This is a genomic window from Enterobacter sp. PL_is514 (assembly GCF_055816715.1).
Genome location: NZ_JBVPGN010000034.1, coordinates 280,759 through 301,137 on the forward strand (window position 1 = coordinate 280,759; position 20,379 = coordinate 301,137).

A 20,379-nucleotide genomic window follows, 5' to 3' on the forward strand; every position below is an offset into this window, starting at 1 on the left:
TGTCCGCCGATTGGCCATGTTTCGGCGAGCCGCGTGGTATTCCGTACCGGAAACGTCGCCAGTACCTCACTGGCGTTGCTGGTAACGACGTTATGGTCAATCACCTGCTTTTAACAAGCCGATTGCATGGTCAAGTTGCTTGTAGAGCTTGTCTCTCAAATCATCTAATGCGTCATTTTCTCGAATTAGAGGCATCCCTTTTTTATGAAGAACAATATCGTTAAATGATCCCATCCCGCCGTAAAGTTTTTTCAATGAATAAATGGATGATTCAAAATCAATATCGAGCTCGATCGCCAGTTTTTCAAATGTTTTTGCCCATGAATCCTCCTCATTTGAGGATAGTATTTTAATGATCTCGATTACTGTTTTCTTTATTTCATTTTTCATTTCCAGTCACCACTTACATGTATCTTAACGCCATTTTCTTTAAAAATAAGAAAACTGCATATAGCCAATATCCATACAGAAACTGAACCATAAATCATCACCCATCCGAAACCTTGAGATAGCGCTCCCTGGACAGTAGTACTGGAAATGTTCATAACTGGGGTGATCTGTTCCATCATCGTAATATTTCCTGCAGACAGCCCCTCAGCCAACTGACGCAATTGCGTGAAATCCGTTGCTCCTGATAATGTGGAACGAAGGTAGTCGGATATCCCTTCGACAAGAATAAACCCCATCAGTGCAATATTGATGGCAAGGCTGATCATTCGTGCGCTGATGTCAATGCCAGAAGCCATTCCAGCGCGCTCATTCGCCACTGAACCTGTTGTGGTATTCGTCACTGGCGTATTGGTAATACCCAGCCCAATACCCGCCAGCAGACATCCCGGCAGCATTGTTAACCAACTTGCAGACTCCAGGCTACTGCCCCATTTCATCAGAAGAAAACCTGCTCCTATAGTAAATAGCCCGGCCGGAATGACAACCTCTGCACGGTATCGTAGGGACAACTTTTCGCCCACTGGTGGAAATACCAATGTTGGCAATGTATAGGCCAATAGTGAGAGTCCTGCAGCGACATTGCTATAACCTAAAACATTCTGAAAATACAGTGGGATATATATCATGAAGGGCCAGAAGCTGAAGTTCATACCAACCGAACCGAGCAATGCCCCAGAGAAGCGACGGATACGAAACACCGAGAAGTCAAACATAGGCGCACTATTACTACGTTCTGCCATGATAAAGATGACCAAACAGAGTAGCGTTGCACCGAGGAGAGTAATGGCAACAGGACTTATGAAGCCTAATGTGGGTGCCTGAGTGATGTACCAGACAAGTCCAAATACGGACAGTGACAGGAATATGATACCTTTGACATCAAGACTGCGTTCCTGAGGGTCACGAGATTCCTCAACACCCATAAATACAAGTGCTAACGCGATAATAGCTATCGGAACATGAACAAGAAAGACCCATTCCCAACTTGAAATGGCGACAATTGCGGCGCCGATAATCGGACCAAAACCCAGCCCCAAGCCAAAAACAATGCCCCATGAGCCAAAAGCCTTTCCACGTGCCCCACTTTCAGTAAACTGATTGGACAACACTGCGATCTGGCAAATTAACATGGCTCCTCCCGCCATACCCTGCAAAAAGCGACCGGCAATGAGAACTGACGTATTTGTTGCCAGTCCGCAAACTAACGTCGTCACGCTGAATAACATCAGGCTGACAACAAAAAGGCGTTTGCGCCCGTAACGGTCAGCCAAAGTGCCAATAGCCATCAGTATAGCGGTGCAGGCGAGCGTATAGGCATTTATAATCCACTGCAATTCTTTGAAATCACTAAGCAATACTGTTTCAAGTGTAGGTAGTATCACTGGAATGCTTGATATTTCCAGACCGAACATCAACGAAGCCAGACAGACAGCCGCAAGAGTTAATGCATTTTTGGCTGAGGGGGAGATGGTCATGGTGGTTCCCTGTAGCTTGAGATAGCTGAACATTAATTCCCGGCTTTAAACAAGCCGGACATTATTATCATGAGGTGCAATTAATATTTGAGCTCTTATTTTGGCGTCATTGACGCTATGACGGAAATGATATAATTTCGTTACATTAATTAAATTTCATCATTAATCGTAGATATGGACTTTGACACCAATCTTTTACGGGCTTTTATCGCAGTCAAGGACACTGGGAGTTTCACGAGGGCGGCTCAGCGACTGAACCTTACCCAATCCGCCATCAGTCACCAAATCCGTCGCCTTGAAGAGCAGGCGGGCACGCCTTTGCTGATGCGAACGACACGTAGTCTGACTCTGACAGAAGATGGAGAAGACTTCGTTCGTTACGCCGACCAGGTTTTACGTGCTCAGGATGCTTTGGTCCGCCGTTTCCAGCGTTCCTCAGTCTCCGGCGTGGTGCGGTTTGGTGTGCCCGAAAACTTCATGGGAAATCGGCTTCCGCCTCTGTTGTCAAGATTCGCCCATCTTTTTCCGGATGTTCGACTTGATGTCACTGTGGATACTTACTTGAACTTGCAGTCAGAAGTCGATGCTAACGGGCTGGACCTGGCAGTGGTGATGTCTTTGTCAGGTAAGCACGATGATGGCATGGTGTTACGAAAAACACAGTTTGTCTGGGCAGCAGCGCGATCTTTTGAATATAAGTGTGACACGCCACTACCTCTGGCATTTGCTCCGGAACCTTGTGTTCATCGACAGATTGGAGTTAAAGCCCTGGACGGAGCCGACGTTAAGTGGCGTATGGCCTTTACATCACCAAGCCAGCAGGGATTGCGTGCTGCGGTTCTGGCTGGACTTGCTATTACGGCCATACCACATAGTGACCTGGAGCCGGGGATGACCGTTATTGACAGACAATACGGTTTACCAGAATTGCCGACCGCTTACTTCACTCTCATTTGGAGCAGGAGGGGAAAGACTCCTTCCGCTATTGAGTTTGGAAATCTTCTGTATGAGATGGCTGGTGTCGTTGCCGAATAAAGAGTTGAATTGGCCTGCTCCCCATTGCTCCACACAAACAGTTATTCGTTACGTCCCCTCCTGGCACGAAGCGGACAAGATGGCTAGGCTGAAGGTCTGTTGTGAGCGAAAAGCAGACAGAGGCCGTTGAGTGTTGTATAACGATTTCATTTGAGCTGATAGTGTTATGAGAAAGGGAAAATGGGCACAGAAAATAGAGATAATTTCTCCTCCAAGACTAAAAATTAAAGGACAAATAACATGACACCAGAGTTACTAAATACAATAGGGCTGACTTCTAATATTTTGGGTGTAATTCTAATTTTCTTCTTTGGGCTGCCTCAGCCATCACATGATGAAGGTGTGTCTTTAGGGTTGGGGGACGGTACGCCTTTGGGAGATGGAACAACGGTCGGGGAGAGGAATGTTAAAATCCGTAAGCGAAAAACTCGTTATAAAATTTCCGCCTACGTTGCGCTCAGTTTAATGCTTTTGGGTTTCGTACTTCAATTTTTAGCTTTGCATATTGATCTAATTCAATTTCATTAACCCTCGGGACTCTTAGCAATGTCCGCTTCTGGCACGAAGCGGACTAGGTCACTGAGGTGAAGGTTCGCTATGAGCGAAAAGCGGACATTGTATTTATGAATGACTTTTCATTGCCAAGTAAAATATTATTTGCCGCTTTTTTCTGGTTAATCACGAACACCATCATAATCATTAAGTATTTGCATCAACAGTATTCTTGGTATGTCTTTTGTGGATACTCTGAAACTGGTACTCAGACGCGAGGAAATTATAGCGGAAGTAATTTTATTATGATCGTAGGCGATGGCCATATGCTTTCCTATATTCTGTCGGGTCATTTCCGACAACCTTTTGCCACATTCATCGGAAAAACTAAAGATTAAATTCTCTGCACCTGTCTCATCCTTCTCTACATAATCAATTGACTTTACACATCCAGGGGAAAAAGAAGTCTTCTCATTACCGACCGAAAAAAACAAACTCCCTTTTGCTGCAGTCGATGTCAATGGCACAAGCACTGCGAGTAACAACACCCCAAACTTGATTTGCATCTTCTTCTCCTTTTGTTCGTTGACCTGCTCCCCATAAATTAACTTATATCAACGTTATCAACGTTATCAACGTCTGCTTCTGGCGCAAACCTGACATTGGAGAAATAGTAGGTCAGTTTGGATCGAGGAGCGGAAGTATGCAATCGCTCTCATAGTTGATGTCAGAGGCACGCATGTCAGCCCAGGAAATGTTGTCAGTTACTCTATCCAGGGGACAGGTTCACCAATATGCTTACAGACAGGTGCATTATGCTGAAATACAGTCCTACTGAAACTACCAAAAAATCCGCTCATGACATAAAGAGTACATGGCCTGAAGCAGCATGGCGGAGTTGAGCAAAGCGCGCCATTCAACACATAATCATGATGCTAGCCGCGCATGTCGAAGCCGGATTTTTGAAAATCTCTATAAACTTCTGGATTGCTGAAGGCCGGGAATTTGGCTTTATGGGCGGCTGATTTTATCGCTTCGCAATAGGCTCTATTGCCGTTACTGGTTGAGATGCTTAAAGGTGTGCCATCCTGAGCAAATTCCATATGCAACCTGCATTTTTTCCCTTTCCAGTTTTGTGGCTCTTCAATTTCGGCGTTTATTGCCGCCCTGATTGCCCGCGCCTGCGCGCCCCATTCATCCCGATCGTCCCAGCGTCCTGAACCGCAATTACCCGTTGCCGTGGTCTTATGGCAACCGGAAGGGTGTAGCGGCGCGCATCCCGCGGCCAGGTTCACCAGTATAGCCACCATAGCGATTTTCTTTACTGCTTGAGACATTCCCACTTCTTACCCCGCAATCCATTTAAGCTTCAGTAATGTTTAAATATTCTTCCGTAATTCCTGGCCTCTTTTCAACTACCAATAACGGGTTACAACGTCGGCGACCTGGCTGCCGGTTCCACCTCCGACTAACCGTTCGTTTTTGAACTATGTTTAACACCAGTCAGAATAATAAAATGGTTAAGCATTTACAGGACCTGAGCGGCGGGGCCTCCGTCCGGAGCATTTGAAAGCCAGAACCTCACATAAAAGTGTGCCAACATCTCGTGGGTAATATTAATGTCCGGAGAATAACGTGGTCGGAAAGCTATTGTTGAACTACATGCCAGGGCTACAAAATTTGTTAGCCTACGATAAAAGCTGGCTAAAACATGATGTTAAAGCCGGGTTATCCGTTGCGGCTGTCGCGCTACCCGTTGCTATTGCTTATGCTGAGCTGGCGGGGGTTGGGGCAATAGTAGGGCTGTATTCCTGCATTTTACCGATGATAGCTTATGCACTGTTTGGCTCTTCACGTCAGCTTATTGTTGGCCCTGATGCCACGACCTGCGCGGTGATTGCGGCCGTCGTGTTTCCTCTCTCTGCAGGTAACCCCGAACTGCACTGGCAACTGACGATCATCATGACATTGATGATGGGCGGGTGGTGCCTCCTTGCCAGTAAATTTCGCCTGGGGGCACTTGCCGATCTGCTTTCTCATCCCATTCTTACGGGTTTGCTGAATGGCGTAGCCGTGACGATTATTGTCGGGCAATTAGGCAAGGTTTTTGGGATCAAGCTAGATGAAGCGCAGGTTATTGAGAAAATAATGGCCTTGCCAGGCCGACTTTCGGACAGCCATTTATTAACGATAGGGATATCGCTTATAACGTTAATTATTTTAATGGTTATCAAAACGTACCGCAGCCAGTGGCCAGCACCTTTAATTGCCATTGTGATAACAACGGCACTGGTATGGGGGACATCTGCGCAACAGTATGGTATTGCCACTATCGGTGGGGATGGCTTCCAGTCTGGTTTACCCGTCGTTCACTGGGGGGCGTTCCAGCCCGGTCCGATGCGTGATTTAGTGATCCCGGCGCTGAACCTGGCCCTGGTGAGTTTTGTCAGTCTGATGCTGACCGCCCGCAGTTTCGCCGCAAAAAATGGCTATGAAATTAATGCTGATGCTGAGTTCCGGGCTCTGGGTATTGCGAACATTATGTCTGGGTTATCTCAGGGGTTTGCTATCAGTGGCGCCGATTCCCGGACCGCGGTTAATGATTCGGTTGGTGGGAAAAGTCAGCTGGTTTCCGTGGTCGCAGCCTTACTCATCGGTATCGTCGTGGTATTTTTCACTCAACCATTACAATACATTCCGGTATCTGCGTTAGGTATTGTTCTAATGTATGCATCGTGGTCATTGATTGATTTACGAGGGCTATGGAACCTGAGGCGCAGAAATAAACAGGCATTTCGCCTGGCTTTCTTCACCTTTGGCTGTGTGTTAATTATCGGCGTTATCCAGGGGATCGGCCTTGCGGTGTTGCTTGGGCTGTTACAGTTCCTTCGTACGGTGTTTCGTCCCTCTGAGCACCTGCTGGGCACTGACGAAGATGGAATGATTCACTCGTTAGGGAATACCACCGATATTAAAATGGTTCCTGGCGTACTGATGTATCGATTTAACTCACCGTTGACCTATTTTAATGTGGCTTATTTTAAACGCCGGGTATTGAACCTGGTTGATGGTGCCGCTTTACAGCCTAAATGGGTGGTGATTGATGCCGTTGCCTGCTTCACCTATTCAGACATCAGTGTCCTGGCAACCATTAATGAGTTAAAGCGTGACCTGAAAGGTCGACAGATTAAATTAATCCTCGCGGGCAGGAAAACGGAATTAACACGCTGGTTTAAAGACAGTCGGCCAACAATGAATGATGATGACATGATTCTGGCGCCAGACCTCTACCTGGCACTTCGGTTCATTCAAAGTAAAGAGAGTGCGAGTGAGGGAGAATCAGTCGGTGACACATAACCAAATACTGGTTAAAGGCTTGTAACGCATGCTACTGGCAGGCAGGGACCCCTCACAATTTCTACCACCGAGGCTCAGCTACTGTTGGCCTGGACAGTGAGATGTTCCTTGCCTGTCTTACTTTCTTCTGCCATCTATCTCAGTAAAAACTGAATCAGCTGAACAAAGATATACACTGCCGCCGCCACTCGTATTGCCTGCCAACCCCATCTGAGATAGCGCCATTCATAGCGTTCTCTGGCATTAGCCTCTGCTATAGCGGAGTCATAACGCTTTTTTTTCTTTCTCCTGACTTCGTCTATTACCCACAGGATGAGAATAAAGATAATGATGGTTTTCTGAAATATGGGATTATCCACTAAAAATGACTCCGGCTTGCTCGCTGAAAAAGCAGAATAGATGAACAGCCGTCACGTATCCACCACTAAATGTGGGGGTATAAATGAAGTTTACCCTGATTCGATTTTGAGATGACCCTCCCATAGCCGGTTTCTCCGCTGTGAATGCGCAATCTCTGATGCGAAGTATCAGGCTGACGGTTATAAGCAAGGAGCGGACCTTAAGTACCATTCATTTTCGCCGGAACAAAAATAGATAGGGTAGTGCCTACAAATAAATGAACTCATAATTCACAATGTAACTTCCAATATTATTCACACGAGCCGTTACCCACACCCCAGTCATTCCCTGCTTACGATGGCTGTGCAGATATTCTTTGTTTGTACAAAGCTGTATCCATCTGTTGGTGTTCTGATCTTTTAACCAGAGACCCGCTTCACAATGGCCATACTTACCTCTCGAAGGCCCCGGAAAGACAACCTCATATTCAGATTCATAGCCAATTATTTTGTCCGGGAAGAGATAGATATAAATATCATAACAATTTAAGCTCAATACAAAACCAAGGCAAAAGCCGCTAAAAAAAGCATTGGCAATATATTCTAATGTTTTGTTAAAAGTGCGCAGATAAAAAGCGCGCATAACAAAAATTGTTCCAATCAAAACGCCAAGTGAAATATATGTCATCCATTCAGGAACGGATTTTTTTAATATAGTATTATGGGAGATGCCAGATGCCCATGACATATACCAGAGCCATCCACCTAAAACGATGAATATCACGGCTGTAACAAGTAATTTCTTGCGTTTATCTTCGAAGGAATAATTTTTAGTCATGGTTTTGTTTTGTATGTATCAAACGAAAGTGTTGACCTTACCAGGAAAAGCTATTTTATATTATTAAATTCAATATGCCTCCTGTTTCGAGTTAAATTTTTTAAGCCTCCTCTTTTGACCGTAGCTTGCCCGCAAACCGCGAGCAAGCCACACCCCTTAGCGATACAGCGTCTTTTCCGCAACCGGAATAAGCAGCCCGGATCGCCAGTCCGCAAGCGTCAGCTGCGCAAGCTTACCCAGCGCGATATAAAACGGATGGTTGGCGTTCTCGACAAACACCGTCAGGAAGCGGGTACTCCACGGCAGCAGGTGCCACGCCAGAAGCTGAGCGCACTCCGCCTCGCGGCCGTTCTCGGCCAGCCATGCCGCCAGCAGCAGTAATGTCCCGAAGTGATCTTCCGGTTCATTCTGCTGCATTTCAAATGCGATATTATTCTCCCGCATCCACTGGCGCAGCGCGAGGGTCGAGTCGCCAAACAGCACGGATTCGCGGTCCAGCCAGACGGAGCCCCACGGTGGAGCGGGCAGGGCGTAAGGACCAATAAACAGCCGTTGCCAGGCGTCCGCCAGCGGCTCATCGGCAGACGCGGCAAAGGTGTCGGCTACGGGCCGCAGCGTTTCCGGCGGCAGAGGCCAGTCCTGAACCCATTCGCCCGCAGTGAGGGCCTGCACCAGCGGCGCGGCCTGCTCGCTGTCTGGTGCGAAATAAAACAGCGCACCCAGCACCCGGGCGCTGAACGCGAACGATTCACGATGTGAGACGTCTTTCATTACATCTTCCTTGTTCGCGCGGAGGGTGTCCGCGCGACGGTGTTAAACGATCATACAAATCATAGAATAAACTACGGTCAAGCCATTCACCCGCTACACCTTCTCGATCTGTACCAGATTGGTGTGCTGCGGGTTGCCTTTCGCCAGTGGTGAAGGGCGGTGCGTGGTCAGGGTGTTGATGCATGAGCCGTAGTCGATACGATCGCCACTCATATTGGCGTCGTGCCAGGCGCCCTGGCCCATGGCGCTCACGCCGGGCATGATGCGCGGCGTCACTTTTGCTTCAATTCTCACCTCGCCGCGACGATTAAAGACGCGCACCGTATCGCCGTTCTTGATGCCGCGCTTTTCGGCATCGACGGGATTAAGCCAGACCTCCTGACGGCAGGCCGCTTTCAGCACGTCGACGTTACCGTAGCTCGAGTGGGTACGGGCCTTAAAGTGGAAGCCAAACAGCTGCAGCGGAAACTGCGCACGCTCGGGCGCGTCCCAGCCGTCGAAGGTTGATGCGTAGACGGGCAGCGGGCTGATGGTTTCATCTTTTTCCAGCTCCCAGGTGGCCGCAATCTCCGCCAGCTTACTGGAGTATATTTCAATCTTGCCCGATGGTGTTTTCAGCGGATTGGCTTCCGGGTTCTCGCGGAATTTTTTATAGGCCACGAAGTGGCCGTTTGGATCTTTACGCTTGTAAATACCCATTTTTTTCAGCTCGTCATAGGACGGCAGTTGAGGGTCTTTTTCGAGCATTTTGGCATACAGGTACTGCAGCCACTGTTCCTGCGTGCGTCCTTCGGTAAATTTCTGATGAATATCCGGTCCGAGGCGTTTCGCCACTTCGCTCATGATCCAGTAGATCGGCTTGCGTTCAAACTTCGGCGCGGTCACGGGCTGGAGGAAAATCAGATAGCCCATATTGCCCGCATAATCGTTCGGAATGATGTCTTCCTGCTCGACGGTCATCAGGTCCGGCAGCACGATATCGGCGTACTTCGCTGACGATGTCATGAAGTTATCGATGACCACAATCATCTCGCACTTGCTTTCATCCTGCAGGATTTCGTGGGTTTTATTGATATCGGAGTGCTGGTTGATGATGGTGTTGCCCGCGTAGTTCCAGATGAACTTAATCGGCACGTCCAGCTTATCTTTCCCCCGCACGCCGTCGCGCAGGGCGGTCATCTCCGGCCCGCGGGCGATGGCGTCCGTCCAGCTGAAGCAGGAGATTTGCGTTTTGACCGGGTTGTCCGGCAGCGGCATACGTTCAATGGTGATGGTGTAGGTTGACTCCCGCGCGCCGCTGTTACCGCCGTTGATCCCCACGTTCCCAGTCAGAATAGGCAGCATGGCGATGGCGCGGGACGTCAGCTCGCCGTTTGCCTGGCGCTGTGGTCCCCAGCCCTGACAGATGTAGGCCGGCTTCGCGGAGCCGATTTCGCGGGCAAGCTTAACGATGCGATCCGCCGGAATGCCGGTGATGCGTGAGGCCCACTCTGGCGTTTTCGCCGTGTGGTCATCGCCCTGGCCGAGAATATAGGCCTTGTAGTGACCGTTAGCGGGCGCGCCTTCCGGCAGCGTTTTTTCGTCATAGCCGACGCAGTATTTATCCAGGAACGGCTGGTCCACCAGGTTTTCGTCGATCAATACCCAGGCAATGCCCGCCACCAGCGCGGCATCGGTACCCGGACGGATCGGGATCCATTCATCTTCGCGTCCGGCTGCGGTATCGGTATAGCGCGGGTCGATGACGATCATGCGGGCGTTGGAGCGCTCGCGTGCCTGCTCCAGATAATAGGTAATCCCGCCGCCGCTCATGCGCGTTTCCGCCGGGTTATTGCCGAACATGACCAGCAGTTTGGTGTTTTCGATGTCGGACGTGCTGTTACCGTCGTTGCTGCCGTAGGTATAGGGCATCGCGCAGGCGATTTGCGCCGTGCTGTAGGTGCCGTAGTGGCTCAGAAAACCGCCGTAGCAGTTCATCAGGCGCGCCACCAGCGAAGCGTAAGGGGAGGAGCGGGTGATATTGCCGCCGACAATGCCGGAGGAATAGTTAATATACACCGCTTCGTTACCGTATTTGGCCACCACGTCTTTCAGGCTGGCGGTAATGGCGTTCAGTGCCTCATCCCATGTTATGCGCTCGAACTTGCCTTCACCGCGTTTGCCCACGCGCTTCATCGGGTAGTTCAGACGGTCAGGGTGATTGATACGACGGCGAATTGAACGTCCGCGCAGGCAGGCTCGCACCTGATGGTTACCGTAAATATCCTCGCCGGTGTTGTCCGTTTCGACCCAGTACACTTCATTGTCACGTACGTGCAGACGCAGCGCACAGCGGCTGCCGCAGTTGACCGAGCAGGCGCCCCACACCACGGTATCCTCAGGCGGCTGGACGGCGTTCTTCACCGCCGCGGCGGCGCTTTTTAAACCAAACGGAAGCGAGATCCCGCCAGCGGCAAGCGCCAGAGAACCTATCGCCGTAGATTTCACGAGAGTTCGACGGCTAATTCCGCCGTGATGTTCAATATCGGACATGGCTCACCCCATCATTATAATTGCGTATTATTTTCCCCGAAATGATATCCGGGCTAATGATGGGGTGAGTGTTACTGATTTGGGGGGACTAAATATTAATCCTTATCAAATCAAAGGGGATTGAAGCTCAATTACTGAGGTTCAGCTGCCGCACCACTGCCGGTGCGGGTGTATAAAATTTTAAAGGTGTCGTTGGCGCAGTGGCCCACCACCTGCGTGCCCGCCTGATCGGCCTGGTCGTTAGGCACAATGCTCAGCGTAAAGCCTGACTCAGGCACGCCGTTGTTGATAATCTTCTGCTGAATGTCGCTTTTCACGCGCTCGCAGGAATCCGGTGCCGCCAGCGCGGCCGTTGAGGCACTCATTAACAGCAGGGCGGTAATCCAGGGTAACCGTTTCATCTGTAGCTCCTTTTCTCTGTGTAGAGATTAATTTTAGCAGGCTTCGTGTAAACAACTGTATTTGCTAATATGATTGGGAATAATCTCCCTTTACGGTAATAAATGTGAAGAAATACGCAGCGATAACGCTACTGGCAGCAACACTGGTGGGGTGCGACAACAGCTCCGCGCCGCTGTCGTTTACGCCCGAGATGGCGAGTTTTTCGAACGAATTTGATTTTGATCCGCTGCGCGGCCCGGTCAAAGACTTTACTCAGACGCTGTTCAACGAGAAGGGCGAAGTGTCCAAACGGGTCACCGGCACCGTCTCGACGGAAGGGTGTTTCGATACGCTGGAGCTGCACGACCTGGAGGCCAACACCGGCGTGGCGCTGGTGCTGGATGCCAATTACTATCTTGACGCAGAAACCCAGCAGCGAAAAGTGAAGCTGCAGGGGAAATGCCAGCTGGCCGAACTGCCGTCAGCCGGGGTGACGTGGGATACCGACGACAACGGTTTTGTGGTGGCGGCGCACGGCAAAGAGATGGAAGTGAAGTATCGCTACGATGCGGATGGTTACCCGCTGGGCAAAACCACCGTCTCCGGGGATCAGCACCTGTCCGTCCAGTCGACGCCGTCTAAAGATGTTCGCAAAAGAATGGATTACTCGGCGGTGAGCATGTTGAATGACAAGCCGCTGGGTAACGTCAAGCAGAGCTGCGATTACGACCGCCACAATAACCCGGTGAGCTGCGATCTGACGATCACCGACGACAGCGTCAAACCCGCCGTTGAGCGCAAATACACCATCAAGAACACGATTGATTATTACTGAGAATAAAACCGCGCAGGTTACTGCGCGGTTGGTTTCAGCAGGCTGGCGCCTGACGGTTTGTGCCCGGCCAGATGCTGATGCTGGAAGATGCACATGCGAATGGTATTGCGGTATTCACCGTTGATAAAGAACTCGTGAATCAGCTCGCCTTCCACCATAAAGCCCAGCTTGCGGTAGATATGGATCGCTTTCTCGTTCTCTTTGTCCACAATCAGGTAAAGCTTGTAGAGATTCAGAACGTTGAATCCGTAATCCATTGCCAGCTTCGCTGCCCGTGAGGCAAGGCCTTTTCCCTGATGCTCAGGGGAGATGATGATCTGGAACTCCGCCCGACGGTGAACGTGGTTGATTTCAACCAGCTCAACAAGACCGGCTTTTTCGCCTTCACACTCCACCACAAACCGACGTTCACTCTGATCGTGAATGTGCTTATCGTAGAGATCGGATAGCTCGACAAACGCCTCGTAAGGCTCTTCGAACCAGTAGCGCATCACGCTGGCATTATTATCGAGCTGGTGGACGAAACGCAGGTCTTCACGCTCCAGCGGACGGAGTTTAACTTCGCAGGATCCAGACATTACGGGGCTACCGTGCGGCCAGTGCGGCGATCCAGGCAGCGCAGGGTGTTAGGCTCCCAGTAGGCATTGACGTTTGCACTTTGCTGACACTTATCGCGCGCGTCAAAAGCGACATCTTCTTTGTCCCACTCTTTTTCAGCACGTTTGTTGACCTTCTGACGAAGGTTACGGGTGTCATTCCATTGTTCTTTGTCCATGGCGGCGTTCTGGCGGCTTTGCGCGCTGTCACCAGACTCAATAATGAGCTTGCTGGTTTCCGCTGTCGCAGAGGCGGCAAAGGCGAACGATGACAGCGCCAGCAGGGCTGTCAGACAAAGGCGTTTGCTTAATGTGGTCATAGCGTTTCCTTTTAAATGGGTGCAGATAATCAAGTTACCCCGTACAGATTCTACACTAAAGCGAAATGACGGCATACCCGCGGAGCAAGTATGGAAAAGTAAAGGGCATCATCAGGTATAATGGTTAAATAGATCCTCACCTGACGTGAAATATGCTTAAAACGACGCTGCTTTTTTTTGCCACCGCGCTATGCGAAATCATCGGCTGCTTCCTGCCCTGGCTCTGGCTGAAGAAGGGAGGAACCGTATTGTTGCTCATTCCGGCAAGCGTCGCGCTGGCCCTGTTTGTCTGGCTGTTAACGCTGCATCCGGCGGCCAGTGGGCGCGTTTACGCGGCTTACGGTGGTGTTTATGTGTGTACTGCGCTGCTGTGGTTACGCGTGGTGGACGGCATCAAGCTCAGCGCATACGACTGGGCCGGGGCGCTGATTGCCCTGTGCGGTATGCTGATTATTGTGGCGGGATGGGGGCGCGCCTGAGTCCCCGGGTTTTGTGATCGTTAGCTGATTTTATGATCATTATACTTGTATGGTAGCAGGGTTGATGGGTAAATTTCCAGCATCACAACGAACGATGTAAGGAAAGGAATTATGAAGATTGTCGCGGCTGACGTGTTTGTTACCTGCCCGGGGCGGAACTTTGTCACCCTTAAAATCACCACCGATGAGGGGATTGTCGGCCTCGGTGACGCTACGCTGAACGGGCGCGAGCTCTCCGTTGCCTCGTACCTGAAGGATCATCTTTGCCCCCAGTTGATTGGCCGCGATGCGCACCGCATCGAAGACATCTGGCAGTTTTTCTATAAGGGCGCCTACTGGCGTCGCGGACCGGTCACCATGTCGGCCATCTCCGCCGTGGACATGGCGCTGTGGGACATCAAAGCCAAGGCGGCCAACATGCCGCTCTACCAGCTGCTGGGCGGCGCCTCCCGGGAAGGGGTGATGGTCTACTGCCATACTACCGGCCACACCATTGACGACGTGCTGGAAGATTACGCCCGTCATAAAGAGATGGGCTTCAAGGCGATCCGCGTACAGTGCGGCGTGCCGGGCATGAAAACCACCTACGGCATGGCCAAAGGAAAGGGGCTGGCCTATGAGCCTGCGACCAAAGGCGACTGGCCGGAAGAGCAGCTCTGGTCTACCGAAAAATACCTCGATTTCACGCCGAAGCTGTTCGACGCGGTGCGCAGTAAATTCGGCTTCAATGAGCACCTCCTGCACGACATGCACCACCGCCTGACGCCAATTGAAGCGGCGCGCTTCGGCAAGAGCATCGAAGCATTCCGCATGTTCTGGATGGAAGATCCAACGCCTGCGGAAAACCAGGCCTGCTTCCGCCTGATCCGCCAGCACACCGTCACCCCCATTGCGGTAGGCGAAGTGTTTAACAGCATCTGGGACTGCAAGCAGCTTATCGAAGAGCAGCTTATCGACTATATCCGCACCACCATTACCCACGCGGGCGGGATTACCGGGATGCGTCGCATCGCCGACTTTGCCTCGCTCTATCAGGTGCGTACCGGTTCACACGGCCCGTCGGATCTGTCGCCCGTTTGCCATGCCGCCGCGCTGCATTTCGACCTGTGGGTACCGAACTTTGGCGTGCAGGAATATATGGGCTACTCCGAACAGATGCTGGAGGTCTTCCCGCACAGCTGGCGCTTTGATAACGGCTATATGCATCCGGGCGACAAGCCAGGGCTGGGCATTGAGTTTGATGAAAAACTGGCGGCGAAATACCCCTACGATCCGGCCTATCTGCCGGTGGCCCGCCTTGAAGACGGCACGCTGTGGAACTGGTAAGCGAGGAGCGAATGATGAAAAGCGTAGTGATTCAGCAGCCAAACCAACTGGTGATTGAAGAGCGGCCACGCCCGGAACCAGGCGCAGGCGAAGTCCGTGTGAAAATCACGCTGGCGGGTATCTGTGGGTCGGACAGCCACATCTACCGCGGGCATAACCCGTTTGCGAAGTATCCACGCGTCATCGGCCACGAATTTTTTGGCGTGATTGACGCCGTGGGCGAGGGCGTAGACAGTGCCCGCTTGGGCCAGCGCGTCTCGGTTGACCCGGTGATCAGCTGCGGGCATTGCTATCCGTGCTCCGTCGGAAAACCGAACGTCTGCACCTCGCTGGTGGTGCTGGGGGTTCACCGTGACGGCGGCTTCAGCGAATATGCGGCAGTGCCCGCTAAAAATGCCTGGCCTATCCCGGATGACATTCCCGACCGACACGCCGTCATGGTTGAGCCCTTTACCATTGCCGCCAACGTAACGGGGCAGGCGAAACCGACGGAACAGGACGTCGCGCTGATTTACGGCGCTGGCCCGATGGGGCTGGTCACCGTGCAGTCGCTGAAAGGCGTCTATAAGGTGAAGCAGGTTATCGTGGTTGACCGCATAGACGAGCGCCTTGAGATGGCCCGGCGCAGCGGCGCGGATTGGGTCTTTAATAATGGCGAGCAGTCGCTGCAGGACGCGCTGGAGGAAAAAGGCATCAAACCGACGTTAATCATTGATGCCGCCTGCCATCCATCTATTTTGCAGGAAGTGATAACCCTGGCCTCTCCGGCGGCGCGCATCGTGCTGATGGGCTTCTCCAGCGAGCCGAGCCAGATTGTTCAGCAGGGCATTACCGGCAAAGAGCTGGCGATCTTCTCCTCGCGCCTCAATGCCAACAAATTCCCGGTCGTCATCGACTGGCTGAAGAGGGGGCTGATCGACCCGGAAAAACTGATCACCCATACTTTTGACTATCACCACGTAACAGACGCCATCGAACTGTTTGAGAAAGATCAGCGGCAGTGCTGCAAAGTCTTGCTCACGTTCGGCCAATAATCATTTACGCGATTAAGGGCCTGCGCAGACAGGCTCTATGTGGTTCGCATCTTACCTTTCAGAGATAGCCATCATGACACAAGCACAACCGCAACGATCCACTGCCGATCTGGTGAAAGCCGCCGTTTCCGGCTGGCTCGGCACCGCTCTGGAGTTTATGGACTTTCAGCTTTACTCGCTGGGGGCTGCCCTGGTCTTCCATGAGATCTTCTTCCCCGAACAGTCTGCCGCGATGGCGCTGATCCTGGCGATGGGGACCTATGGCGCAGGTTATATCGCACGCATTGTCGGCGCCTTTATCTTTGGCAGAATGGGCGACAGCATTGGCCGTAAGAAGGTGCTGTTCATCACCATCACCATGATGGGGATCTGCACCACGCTGATTGGCGTCCTGCCGACCTATGCGCAGATCGGGATTTTTGCCCCGGTTCTGCTGGTGACGCTGCGCATTATTCAGGGGCTCGGGGCCGGGGCTGAAATCTCCGGGGCCGGGACTATGCTTGCGGAGTACGCGCCGAAAGGGAAACGCGGCATCATCTCCTCGCTGGTGGCGATGGGCACTAATTGCGGGACGCTGAGCGCAACGGCGATCTGGGCCATCATGTTCTTTGCCCTTGACCGTGAAGAGCTGCTCGCCTGGGGCTGGCGCGTGCCGTTCCTCGCCAGCGTCGTGGTGATGATCTTTGCCATCTGGTTGCGTATGAACCTCAAGGAGAGCCCGGTCTTTGAGAAAGTGAACGATGCACAAACCGTGCAGCCGGACACATCGCTCGGTTCAATGGTGAAAAGTAAATCCTTCTGGCTGGCGACCGGCCTGCGTTTCGGCCAGGCGGGCAACTCGGGTCTGATCCAGACGTTCCTCGCGGGCTATCTGGTCCAGACGCTGCTGTTCGATAAGGCCATCCCTACCGATGCGCTGATGATCAGCTCCATTCTCGGGTTTATCTCTATCCCGCTGCTGGGCTGGCTTTCCGATAAAGTGGGGCGCCGTCTGCCGTACATTATCCTCAATATCTCCGCCATTCTGCTCGCCTACCCGATGCTGTCGATCATCGTCGATAAGAGCTATGCGCCGGGGACGATCATGCTCTCTATCATCGTTATCCATAACTTCGCCGTTCTGGGGCTGTTCGCGCTGGAAAATATCACCATGGCGGAGATGTTTGGCTCGCGAAATCGCTTTACGCGTATGGCTATCTCCAAAGAGGCGGGCGGTCTGGTGGCGGTGGGCTTTGGTCCGGTGCTGGCAGGGATCTTCTGCAATATGACCGGCTCCTGGTGGCCGATTGTTGCCATGCTGGTGGCCTATTCCGTGATTGGACTGGTCTCGGCGATCCTGATGCCTGAAGTGCGCGACCGTGATTTGAGCGCGGCGCATGACGCAGCTGAGTCTGCGCCAAAAGAGACGGTCGGTTACGGCGCTGTCTCCTCGCGACGCTAGTGGTTTATAGCTTGCGTGACTTATCACACAACTTTGTTTTTATGTCACACCACATGACCAAAAGTTAATATAAATCAAAATCTCAAACGTCAGTATCAGTATGGTTGATGGCAGTTATTTTTTTACCCCAACTGCCATTCTAGTTGGTGTAGTCAGCAGGCGCTGCCGCTTCAACATGAGCGGCAGCGAACCACAGCTTTCTAATTAACGAGTCTTAATCATGGAAAATACCTTATTACAGGCCAACGCGACGCTGCCTCAGTACGATCGCGACAGCCTTAAAGCACGCATCGTTCATTTAGGCTTTGGCGCATTTCACCGGGCGCATCAGGCAGTGTATGCCGATATCCTCGCCGCTGAGCACGGCAGCGACTGGGGTTACTGTGAGGTTAACCTGATTGGCGGCGAGCAGCAGATTGCCGATCTGAACGCGCAGGATAATCTCTATACCGTGGCGGAGATGTCTGCCGATGCGTGGACCTCCCGCGTGGTGGGCGTGGTCAAAAAGGCCCTCCATGCGCAGGTAGACGGGCTGGAGACGGTGCTGGCAGCGCTGTGTGAACCGCAGGTGGCGATTGTCTCGCTGACCATCACCGAGAAAGGCTACTGCCACTCACCGGCGACCGGGCAACTGATGCTCGATCATCCGTTTATCGTCGCCGACCTGCAAAACCCACACCAGCCGAAATCTGCGCCGGGTGTAATCGTGGAAGCGCTGGCGCGTCGCAAAGCGGCGGGTCTGCCGGCGTTTAGCGTGATGTCCTGTGACAACATGCCGGAGAACGGCCATGTGATGAGCAATGTCACCTGCGCGTACGCCCGGGCGGTAGACGGTGAGCTGGCGGACTGGATCGAGGCTAACGTCACCTTCCCGTCAACCATGGTGGATCGCATCGTGCCCGCCGTCACCCCTGACACGCTGGATAAAATCGAACGGCTGACCGGCGTTCGCGATCCGGCGGCAGTAGCCTGTGAACCGTTCCGTCAGTGGGTGATCGAAGATAACTTTGTTGCGGGCCGTCCGGAATGGGAAAAAGCTGGCGCCGAGCTGGTGTCGGACGTGATCCCGTTTGAAGAGATGAAGCTACGCATGCTCAACGGCAGCCACTCGTTCCTGGCGTATCTGGGCTATCTGGCCGGTTACCAGCATATCAACGACTGTATGGAAGATGAGAACTACCGCCTCGCCGCGCACGCGCTGATGCTTGACGAGCAGGCGCCTACGCTGAAGGTCAAAGGCGTTGATTTAGGTCGTTATGCCGATCTCCTGATTGCCCGCTACAGCAACCCGGCTCTGCGCCATCGGACATGGCAAATTGCGATGGACGGCAGCCAGAAGCTCCCGCAGCGTATGCTGGACTCCGTGCGCTGGCATCTGGTGCATCAGAAACCTTTCCCACTTCTGGCGCTGGGCGTGGCAGGGTGGATGCGCTATGTCGGCGGCGTGGACGAGCAGGGTAACGCTATTGACGTGAGCGATCCGCAGCTGGCGGTGATTCAGGCGGCGGTGAAGGGCAGTGCGGAGGGGGAAAGCCGGGTCAAGGCGCTGCTCGGTATCGAGGCCATCTTCGGCAAAGAGTTACCGCGGGAAGCAGGCTTCGTTGATGCGGTGATGAAGGCGTACCAGACGCTGCTGCAACAGGGCGCGAAAGCGACCGTGGCCCAGTACGTCTCTCAACGGTAATTCAGCACATGCCGCCGTTCGCGGCGGCATGTCTGCGCACAGCTTAGTGCATCCCCAGGCGAATCAGCTCAATCGGCTCGAACTTACCTTCGCATCCTTCCACTTCAACCGTTTTGCTGCGGCGCACCTGCGCGGCATCCAGCCCGTCGCTGTGGATCGCTTTAATCACGCCAGTTTTGCCCGTGCCGCTAATCATGACGCGGCTGCCGGTGGTGATTGCATTGCGGTTACGGTCGTATGTCATCATGGTATTTTCTCCTCTCTAACCTGTTCGTTACGGCGCTATTTCAGGGTTGCCGTTCACGGAGCATATAAATACGCCTGTCTGCATCACATGTTATTGTTTTTGATCAAACTCACACTTTTTTCTTTATTGTGTTGGGCACTGACGGTTCACGACAGGAATTTACAAAGCAGACCGTTATTTTCATTAATTGATAGTTTCGACAGGGAAGCGTTGAGGGTTGGTTTATATTCCCGGTGCCATTCTGGGTACAGGAAATAACCCTTTCATCGGAATAAGGAGTCAGGCTTATGTATAAGAAGATTTTGATGCCTGTTGATGTGTTTGAAATGGATTTGAGCGACAAAGCGGTTCGCCACGCGGCAAACCTTGCGAAGGCAGAGGGCGCCGCGATTACCCTGGTCAATATTCTGCCGGCCAGCAGTCGGTCCCTGCTGCGCGGATTTAACGCCGATATTAAAAAGTTTGAAGAATATATGACTGAAGAATCCGGGAAGAAAATGAACGCGTTAAAAAGACTGTTCGATATCTCGCCGGAGAAAATTGACACCCTCGTTCGCTTTGGCAACGTCCGCGATGAAATTATCAGGCTAAGCAAGGAAGGAGAATATGACGTGATTGTCATCGGGTCGAAAAATCCGGGCATCACCACCCATCTGCTGGGATCAAATGCGGAATCTATCCTGCGCTACGCCACAATTCCGGTGTTAGTCGTTCGCTAAACCCATCGCCGCGTCCGAAAGGGGCGGCG

General features: G+C 52.2%; 22 protein-coding genes. 10 read left to right on the forward strand and 12 right to left on the reverse strand.

Annotated features, from left to right (window positions below):
* Window positions 1-96: 96 nt before the first annotated feature.
* On the reverse strand, window positions 97-390 hold the full coding sequence (locus AC0TNG_RS16980) for a DUF6966 domain-containing protein (RefSeq protein ID WP_417927306.1): 294 nt from the start codon (window positions 388-390) through the stop codon (window positions 97-99).
* Window positions 387-1,925, reverse strand: coding sequence for an MFS transporter (locus tag AC0TNG_RS16985; RefSeq protein WP_417927307.1), 1,539 nt, complete (start codon window positions 1,923-1,925; stop codon window positions 387-389). The genes AC0TNG_RS16980 and AC0TNG_RS16985 overlap by 4 nt, the downstream gene beginning before the upstream one ends.
* A gap of 174 nt (window positions 1,926-2,099) precedes the next feature.
* On the opposite strand from AC0TNG_RS16985, the gene AC0TNG_RS16990 reads away from it, so the two are divergent.
* Together AC0TNG_RS16990 and AC0TNG_RS16995 are read left to right on the forward strand one after the other, a co-directional pair.
* Window positions 2,100-2,960 carry a LysR family transcriptional regulator gene (locus AC0TNG_RS16990; protein ID WP_267216563.1) on the forward strand — a complete coding sequence of 287 codons (861 nt, stop codon included), beginning with the start codon at window positions 2,100-2,102 and terminating at the stop codon, window positions 2,958-2,960.
* Window positions 2,961-3,200: 240 nt separating this feature from the next.
* Complete coding sequence (locus tag AC0TNG_RS16995) at window positions 3,201-3,488, forward strand: hypothetical protein (RefSeq protein WP_061715346.1); 288 nt, start codon at window positions 3,201-3,203, stop codon at window positions 3,486-3,488.
* A gap of 146 nt (window positions 3,489-3,634) precedes the next feature.
* Here the strand turns inward: AC0TNG_RS16995 and AC0TNG_RS17000 are convergent, their stop codons facing one another.
* A complete protein-coding gene (locus AC0TNG_RS17000; RefSeq protein ID WP_061715345.1) occupies window positions 3,635-4,018 on the reverse strand; it encodes a SecDF P1 head subdomain-containing protein in 384 nt (127 codons plus the stop codon).
* A 369-nt stretch (window positions 4,019-4,387) separates the two neighbouring features.
* Window positions 4,388-4,789, reverse strand: coding sequence for a cell envelope integrity TolA C-terminal domain-containing protein (locus AC0TNG_RS17005; protein ID WP_152680650.1), 402 nt, complete (start codon window positions 4,787-4,789; stop codon window positions 4,388-4,390).
* A gap of 298 nt (window positions 4,790-5,087) precedes the next feature.
* Between AC0TNG_RS17005 and AC0TNG_RS17010 the strand changes: the two genes are divergently transcribed.
* Complete coding sequence (locus AC0TNG_RS17010) at window positions 5,088-6,809, forward strand: SulP family inorganic anion transporter (RefSeq protein ID WP_024909105.1); 1,722 nt, start codon at window positions 5,088-5,090, stop codon at window positions 6,807-6,809.
* A gap of 134 nt (window positions 6,810-6,943) precedes the next feature.
* On the opposite strand, the gene AC0TNG_RS17015 is transcribed toward AC0TNG_RS17010, so the two are convergent.
* The 5 genes from AC0TNG_RS17015 to AC0TNG_RS17035 all read right to left on the reverse strand — a co-directional run bounded on the left by AC0TNG_RS17015 (window position 6,944) and on the right by AC0TNG_RS17035 (window position 11,689).
* Window positions 6,944-7,168 carry a hypothetical protein gene (locus tag AC0TNG_RS17015; protein ID WP_024909104.1) on the reverse strand — a complete coding sequence of 75 codons (225 nt, stop codon included), beginning with the start codon at window positions 7,166-7,168 and terminating at the stop codon, window positions 6,944-6,946.
* 247 nt (window positions 7,169-7,415) lie between these two features.
* Entirely contained in the window at window positions 7,416-7,985 is a 570-nt protein-coding gene (locus tag AC0TNG_RS17020; RefSeq protein WP_473712794.1) for a hypothetical protein, read from the reverse strand.
* A 156-nt stretch (window positions 7,986-8,141) separates the two neighbouring features.
* The gene (dmsD, locus tag AC0TNG_RS17025; protein WP_267214745.1) at window positions 8,142-8,756 is read right to left on the reverse strand and encodes a Tat proofreading chaperone DmsD; all 615 of its coding nucleotides are present in this window, start codon (window positions 8,754-8,756) and stop codon (window positions 8,142-8,144) included.
* A gap of 93 nt (window positions 8,757-8,849) precedes the next feature.
* On the reverse strand, window positions 8,850-11,288 hold the full coding sequence (gene ynfE / locus AC0TNG_RS17030; protein WP_473712796.1) for a selenate/tellurate reductase subunit YnfE: 2,439 nt from the start codon (window positions 11,286-11,288) through the stop codon (window positions 8,850-8,852).
* A gap of 131 nt (window positions 11,289-11,419) precedes the next feature.
* Window positions 11,420-11,689 carry a DUF1161 domain-containing protein gene (locus AC0TNG_RS17035; protein WP_024909100.1) on the reverse strand — a complete coding sequence of 90 codons (270 nt, stop codon included), beginning with the start codon at window positions 11,687-11,689 and terminating at the stop codon, window positions 11,420-11,422.
* A gap of 104 nt (window positions 11,690-11,793) precedes the next feature.
* On the opposite strand from AC0TNG_RS17035, the gene AC0TNG_RS17040 reads away from it, so the two are divergent.
* Window positions 11,794-12,504, forward strand: a complete 711-nt coding sequence (locus tag AC0TNG_RS17040) for a YnfC family lipoprotein (RefSeq protein WP_048989545.1) — start codon at window positions 11,794-11,796, stop codon at window positions 12,502-12,504.
* A 17-nt stretch (window positions 12,505-12,521) separates the two neighbouring features.
* On the opposite strand, the gene speG is transcribed toward AC0TNG_RS17040, so the two are convergent.
* Both speG and AC0TNG_RS17050 read right to left on the reverse strand, forming a co-directional pair.
* Window positions 12,522-13,082, reverse strand: a complete 561-nt coding sequence (gene speG / locus AC0TNG_RS17045; RefSeq protein WP_473712797.1) for a spermidine N1-acetyltransferase — start codon at window positions 13,080-13,082, stop codon at window positions 12,522-12,524.
* The gene (locus tag AC0TNG_RS17050; protein ID WP_023335541.1) at window positions 13,082-13,420 is read right to left on the reverse strand and encodes a DUF1283 family protein; all 339 of its coding nucleotides are present in this window, start codon (window positions 13,418-13,420) and stop codon (window positions 13,082-13,084) included. Before AC0TNG_RS17050 ends, speG begins: the two co-directional genes overlap by 1 nt.
* Window positions 13,421-13,572: 152 nt before the next feature.
* Between AC0TNG_RS17050 and AC0TNG_RS17055 the strand changes: the two genes are divergently transcribed.
* From AC0TNG_RS17055 to AC0TNG_RS17075, 5 genes are all read left to right on the forward strand, one after another.
* Window positions 13,573-13,899, forward strand: a complete 327-nt coding sequence (locus AC0TNG_RS17055) for a YnfA family protein (RefSeq protein WP_024909097.1) — start codon at window positions 13,573-13,575, stop codon at window positions 13,897-13,899.
* Window positions 13,900-14,010: 111 nt separating this feature from the next.
* On the forward strand, window positions 14,011-15,225 hold the full coding sequence (gene manD, locus AC0TNG_RS17060) for a D-mannonate dehydratase ManD (protein ID WP_023292552.1): 1,215 nt from the start codon (window positions 14,011-14,013) through the stop codon (window positions 15,223-15,225).
* A 14-nt stretch (window positions 15,226-15,239) separates the two neighbouring features.
* Entirely contained in the window at window positions 15,240-16,259 is a 1,020-nt protein-coding gene (locus AC0TNG_RS17065; protein ID WP_473712937.1) for a Zn-dependent oxidoreductase, read from the forward strand.
* Window positions 16,260-16,332: 73 nt separating this feature from the next.
* The gene (locus tag AC0TNG_RS17070) at window positions 16,333-17,700 is read left to right on the forward strand and encodes an MFS transporter (RefSeq protein WP_463726647.1); all 1,368 of its coding nucleotides are present in this window, start codon (window positions 16,333-16,335) and stop codon (window positions 17,698-17,700) included.
* Between the two features lie 220 nt (window positions 17,701-17,920).
* Window positions 17,921-19,384, forward strand: a complete 1,464-nt coding sequence (locus AC0TNG_RS17075; RefSeq protein WP_473712799.1) for a mannitol dehydrogenase family protein — start codon at window positions 17,921-17,923, stop codon at window positions 19,382-19,384.
* Between the two features lie 43 nt (window positions 19,385-19,427).
* Here AC0TNG_RS17075 and ydfZ read toward each other — a convergent pair whose 3' ends face one another.
* On the reverse strand, window positions 19,428-19,631 hold the full coding sequence (gene ydfZ, locus AC0TNG_RS17080; protein WP_014883679.1) for a putative selenium delivery protein YdfZ: 204 nt from the start codon (window positions 19,629-19,631) through the stop codon (window positions 19,428-19,430).
* Between the two features lie 287 nt (window positions 19,632-19,918).
* Here ydfZ and AC0TNG_RS17085 point away from each other — a divergent pair, with 287 nt between their 5' ends.
* Window positions 19,919-20,350 (forward strand): universal stress protein, encoded by a 432-nt coding sequence (locus tag AC0TNG_RS17085; protein ID WP_473712800.1) that lies wholly within the window; start codon window positions 19,919-19,921, stop codon window positions 20,348-20,350.
* Window positions 20,351-20,379 lie beyond the last annotated feature (29 nt).

Bases quoted from the DNA above. Each gene is read 5' to 3' on its own strand.
- AC0TNG_RS16990 (WP_267216563.1), top strand. From the start codon at position 2,100: ATGGACTTTGACACCAATCTTTTACGGGCTTTTATCGCAGTCAAGGAC.
- AC0TNG_RS17020 (WP_473712794.1), bottom strand. From the start codon at position 7,985: ATGACTAAAAATTATTCCTTCGAAGATAAACGCAAGAAATTACTTGTT.
- AC0TNG_RS17035 (WP_024909100.1), bottom strand. From the start codon at position 11,689: ATGAAACGGTTACCCTGGATTACCGCCCTGCTGTTAATGAGTGCCTCA.
- AC0TNG_RS17000 (WP_061715345.1), bottom strand. From the start codon at position 4,018: ATGCAAATCAAGTTTGGGGTGTTGTTACTCGCAGTGCTTGTGCCATTG.
- AC0TNG_RS16985 (WP_417927307.1), bottom strand. From the start codon at position 1,925: ATGACCATCTCCCCCTCAGCCAAAAATGCATTAACTCTTGCGGCTGTC.
- AC0TNG_RS17065 (WP_473712937.1), top strand. From the start codon at position 15,240: ATGAAAAGCGTAGTGATTCAGCAGCCAAACCAACTGGTGATTGAAGAG.
- AC0TNG_RS17075 (WP_473712799.1), top strand. From the start codon at position 17,921: ATGGAAAATACCTTATTACAGGCCAACGCGACGCTGCCTCAGTACGAT.
- AC0TNG_RS17005 (WP_152680650.1), bottom strand. From the start codon at position 4,789: ATGTCTCAAGCAGTAAAGAAAATCGCTATGGTGGCTATACTGGTGAAC.
- ydfZ (WP_014883679.1), bottom strand. From the start codon at position 19,631: ATGATGACATACGACCGTAACCGCAATGCAATCACCACCGGCAGCCGC.
- AC0TNG_RS17070 (WP_463726647.1), top strand. From the start codon at position 16,333: ATGACACAAGCACAACCGCAACGATCCACTGCCGATCTGGTGAAAGCC.
- AC0TNG_RS17055 (WP_024909097.1), top strand. From the start codon at position 13,573: ATGCTTAAAACGACGCTGCTTTTTTTTGCCACCGCGCTATGCGAAATC.
- dmsD (WP_267214745.1), bottom strand. From the start codon at position 8,756: ATGAAAGACGTCTCACATCGTGAATCGTTCGCGTTCAGCGCCCGGGTG.
- ynfE (WP_473712796.1), bottom strand. From the start codon at position 11,288: ATGTCCGATATTGAACATCACGGCGGAATTAGCCGTCGAACTCTCGTG.
- AC0TNG_RS16995 (WP_061715346.1), top strand. From the start codon at position 3,201: ATGACACCAGAGTTACTAAATACAATAGGGCTGACTTCTAATATTTTG.
- speG (WP_473712797.1), bottom strand. From the start codon at position 13,082: ATGTCTGGATCCTGCGAAGTTAAACTCCGTCCGCTGGAGCGTGAAGAC.
- AC0TNG_RS16980 (WP_417927306.1), bottom strand. From the start codon at position 390: ATGAAAAATGAAATAAAGAAAACAGTAATCGAGATCATTAAAATACTA.
- AC0TNG_RS17050 (WP_023335541.1), bottom strand. From the start codon at position 13,420: ATGACCACATTAAGCAAACGCCTTTGTCTGACAGCCCTGCTGGCGCTG.
- AC0TNG_RS17085 (WP_473712800.1), top strand. From the start codon at position 19,919: ATGTATAAGAAGATTTTGATGCCTGTTGATGTGTTTGAAATGGATTTG.
- manD (WP_023292552.1), top strand. From the start codon at position 14,011: ATGAAGATTGTCGCGGCTGACGTGTTTGTTACCTGCCCGGGGCGGAAC.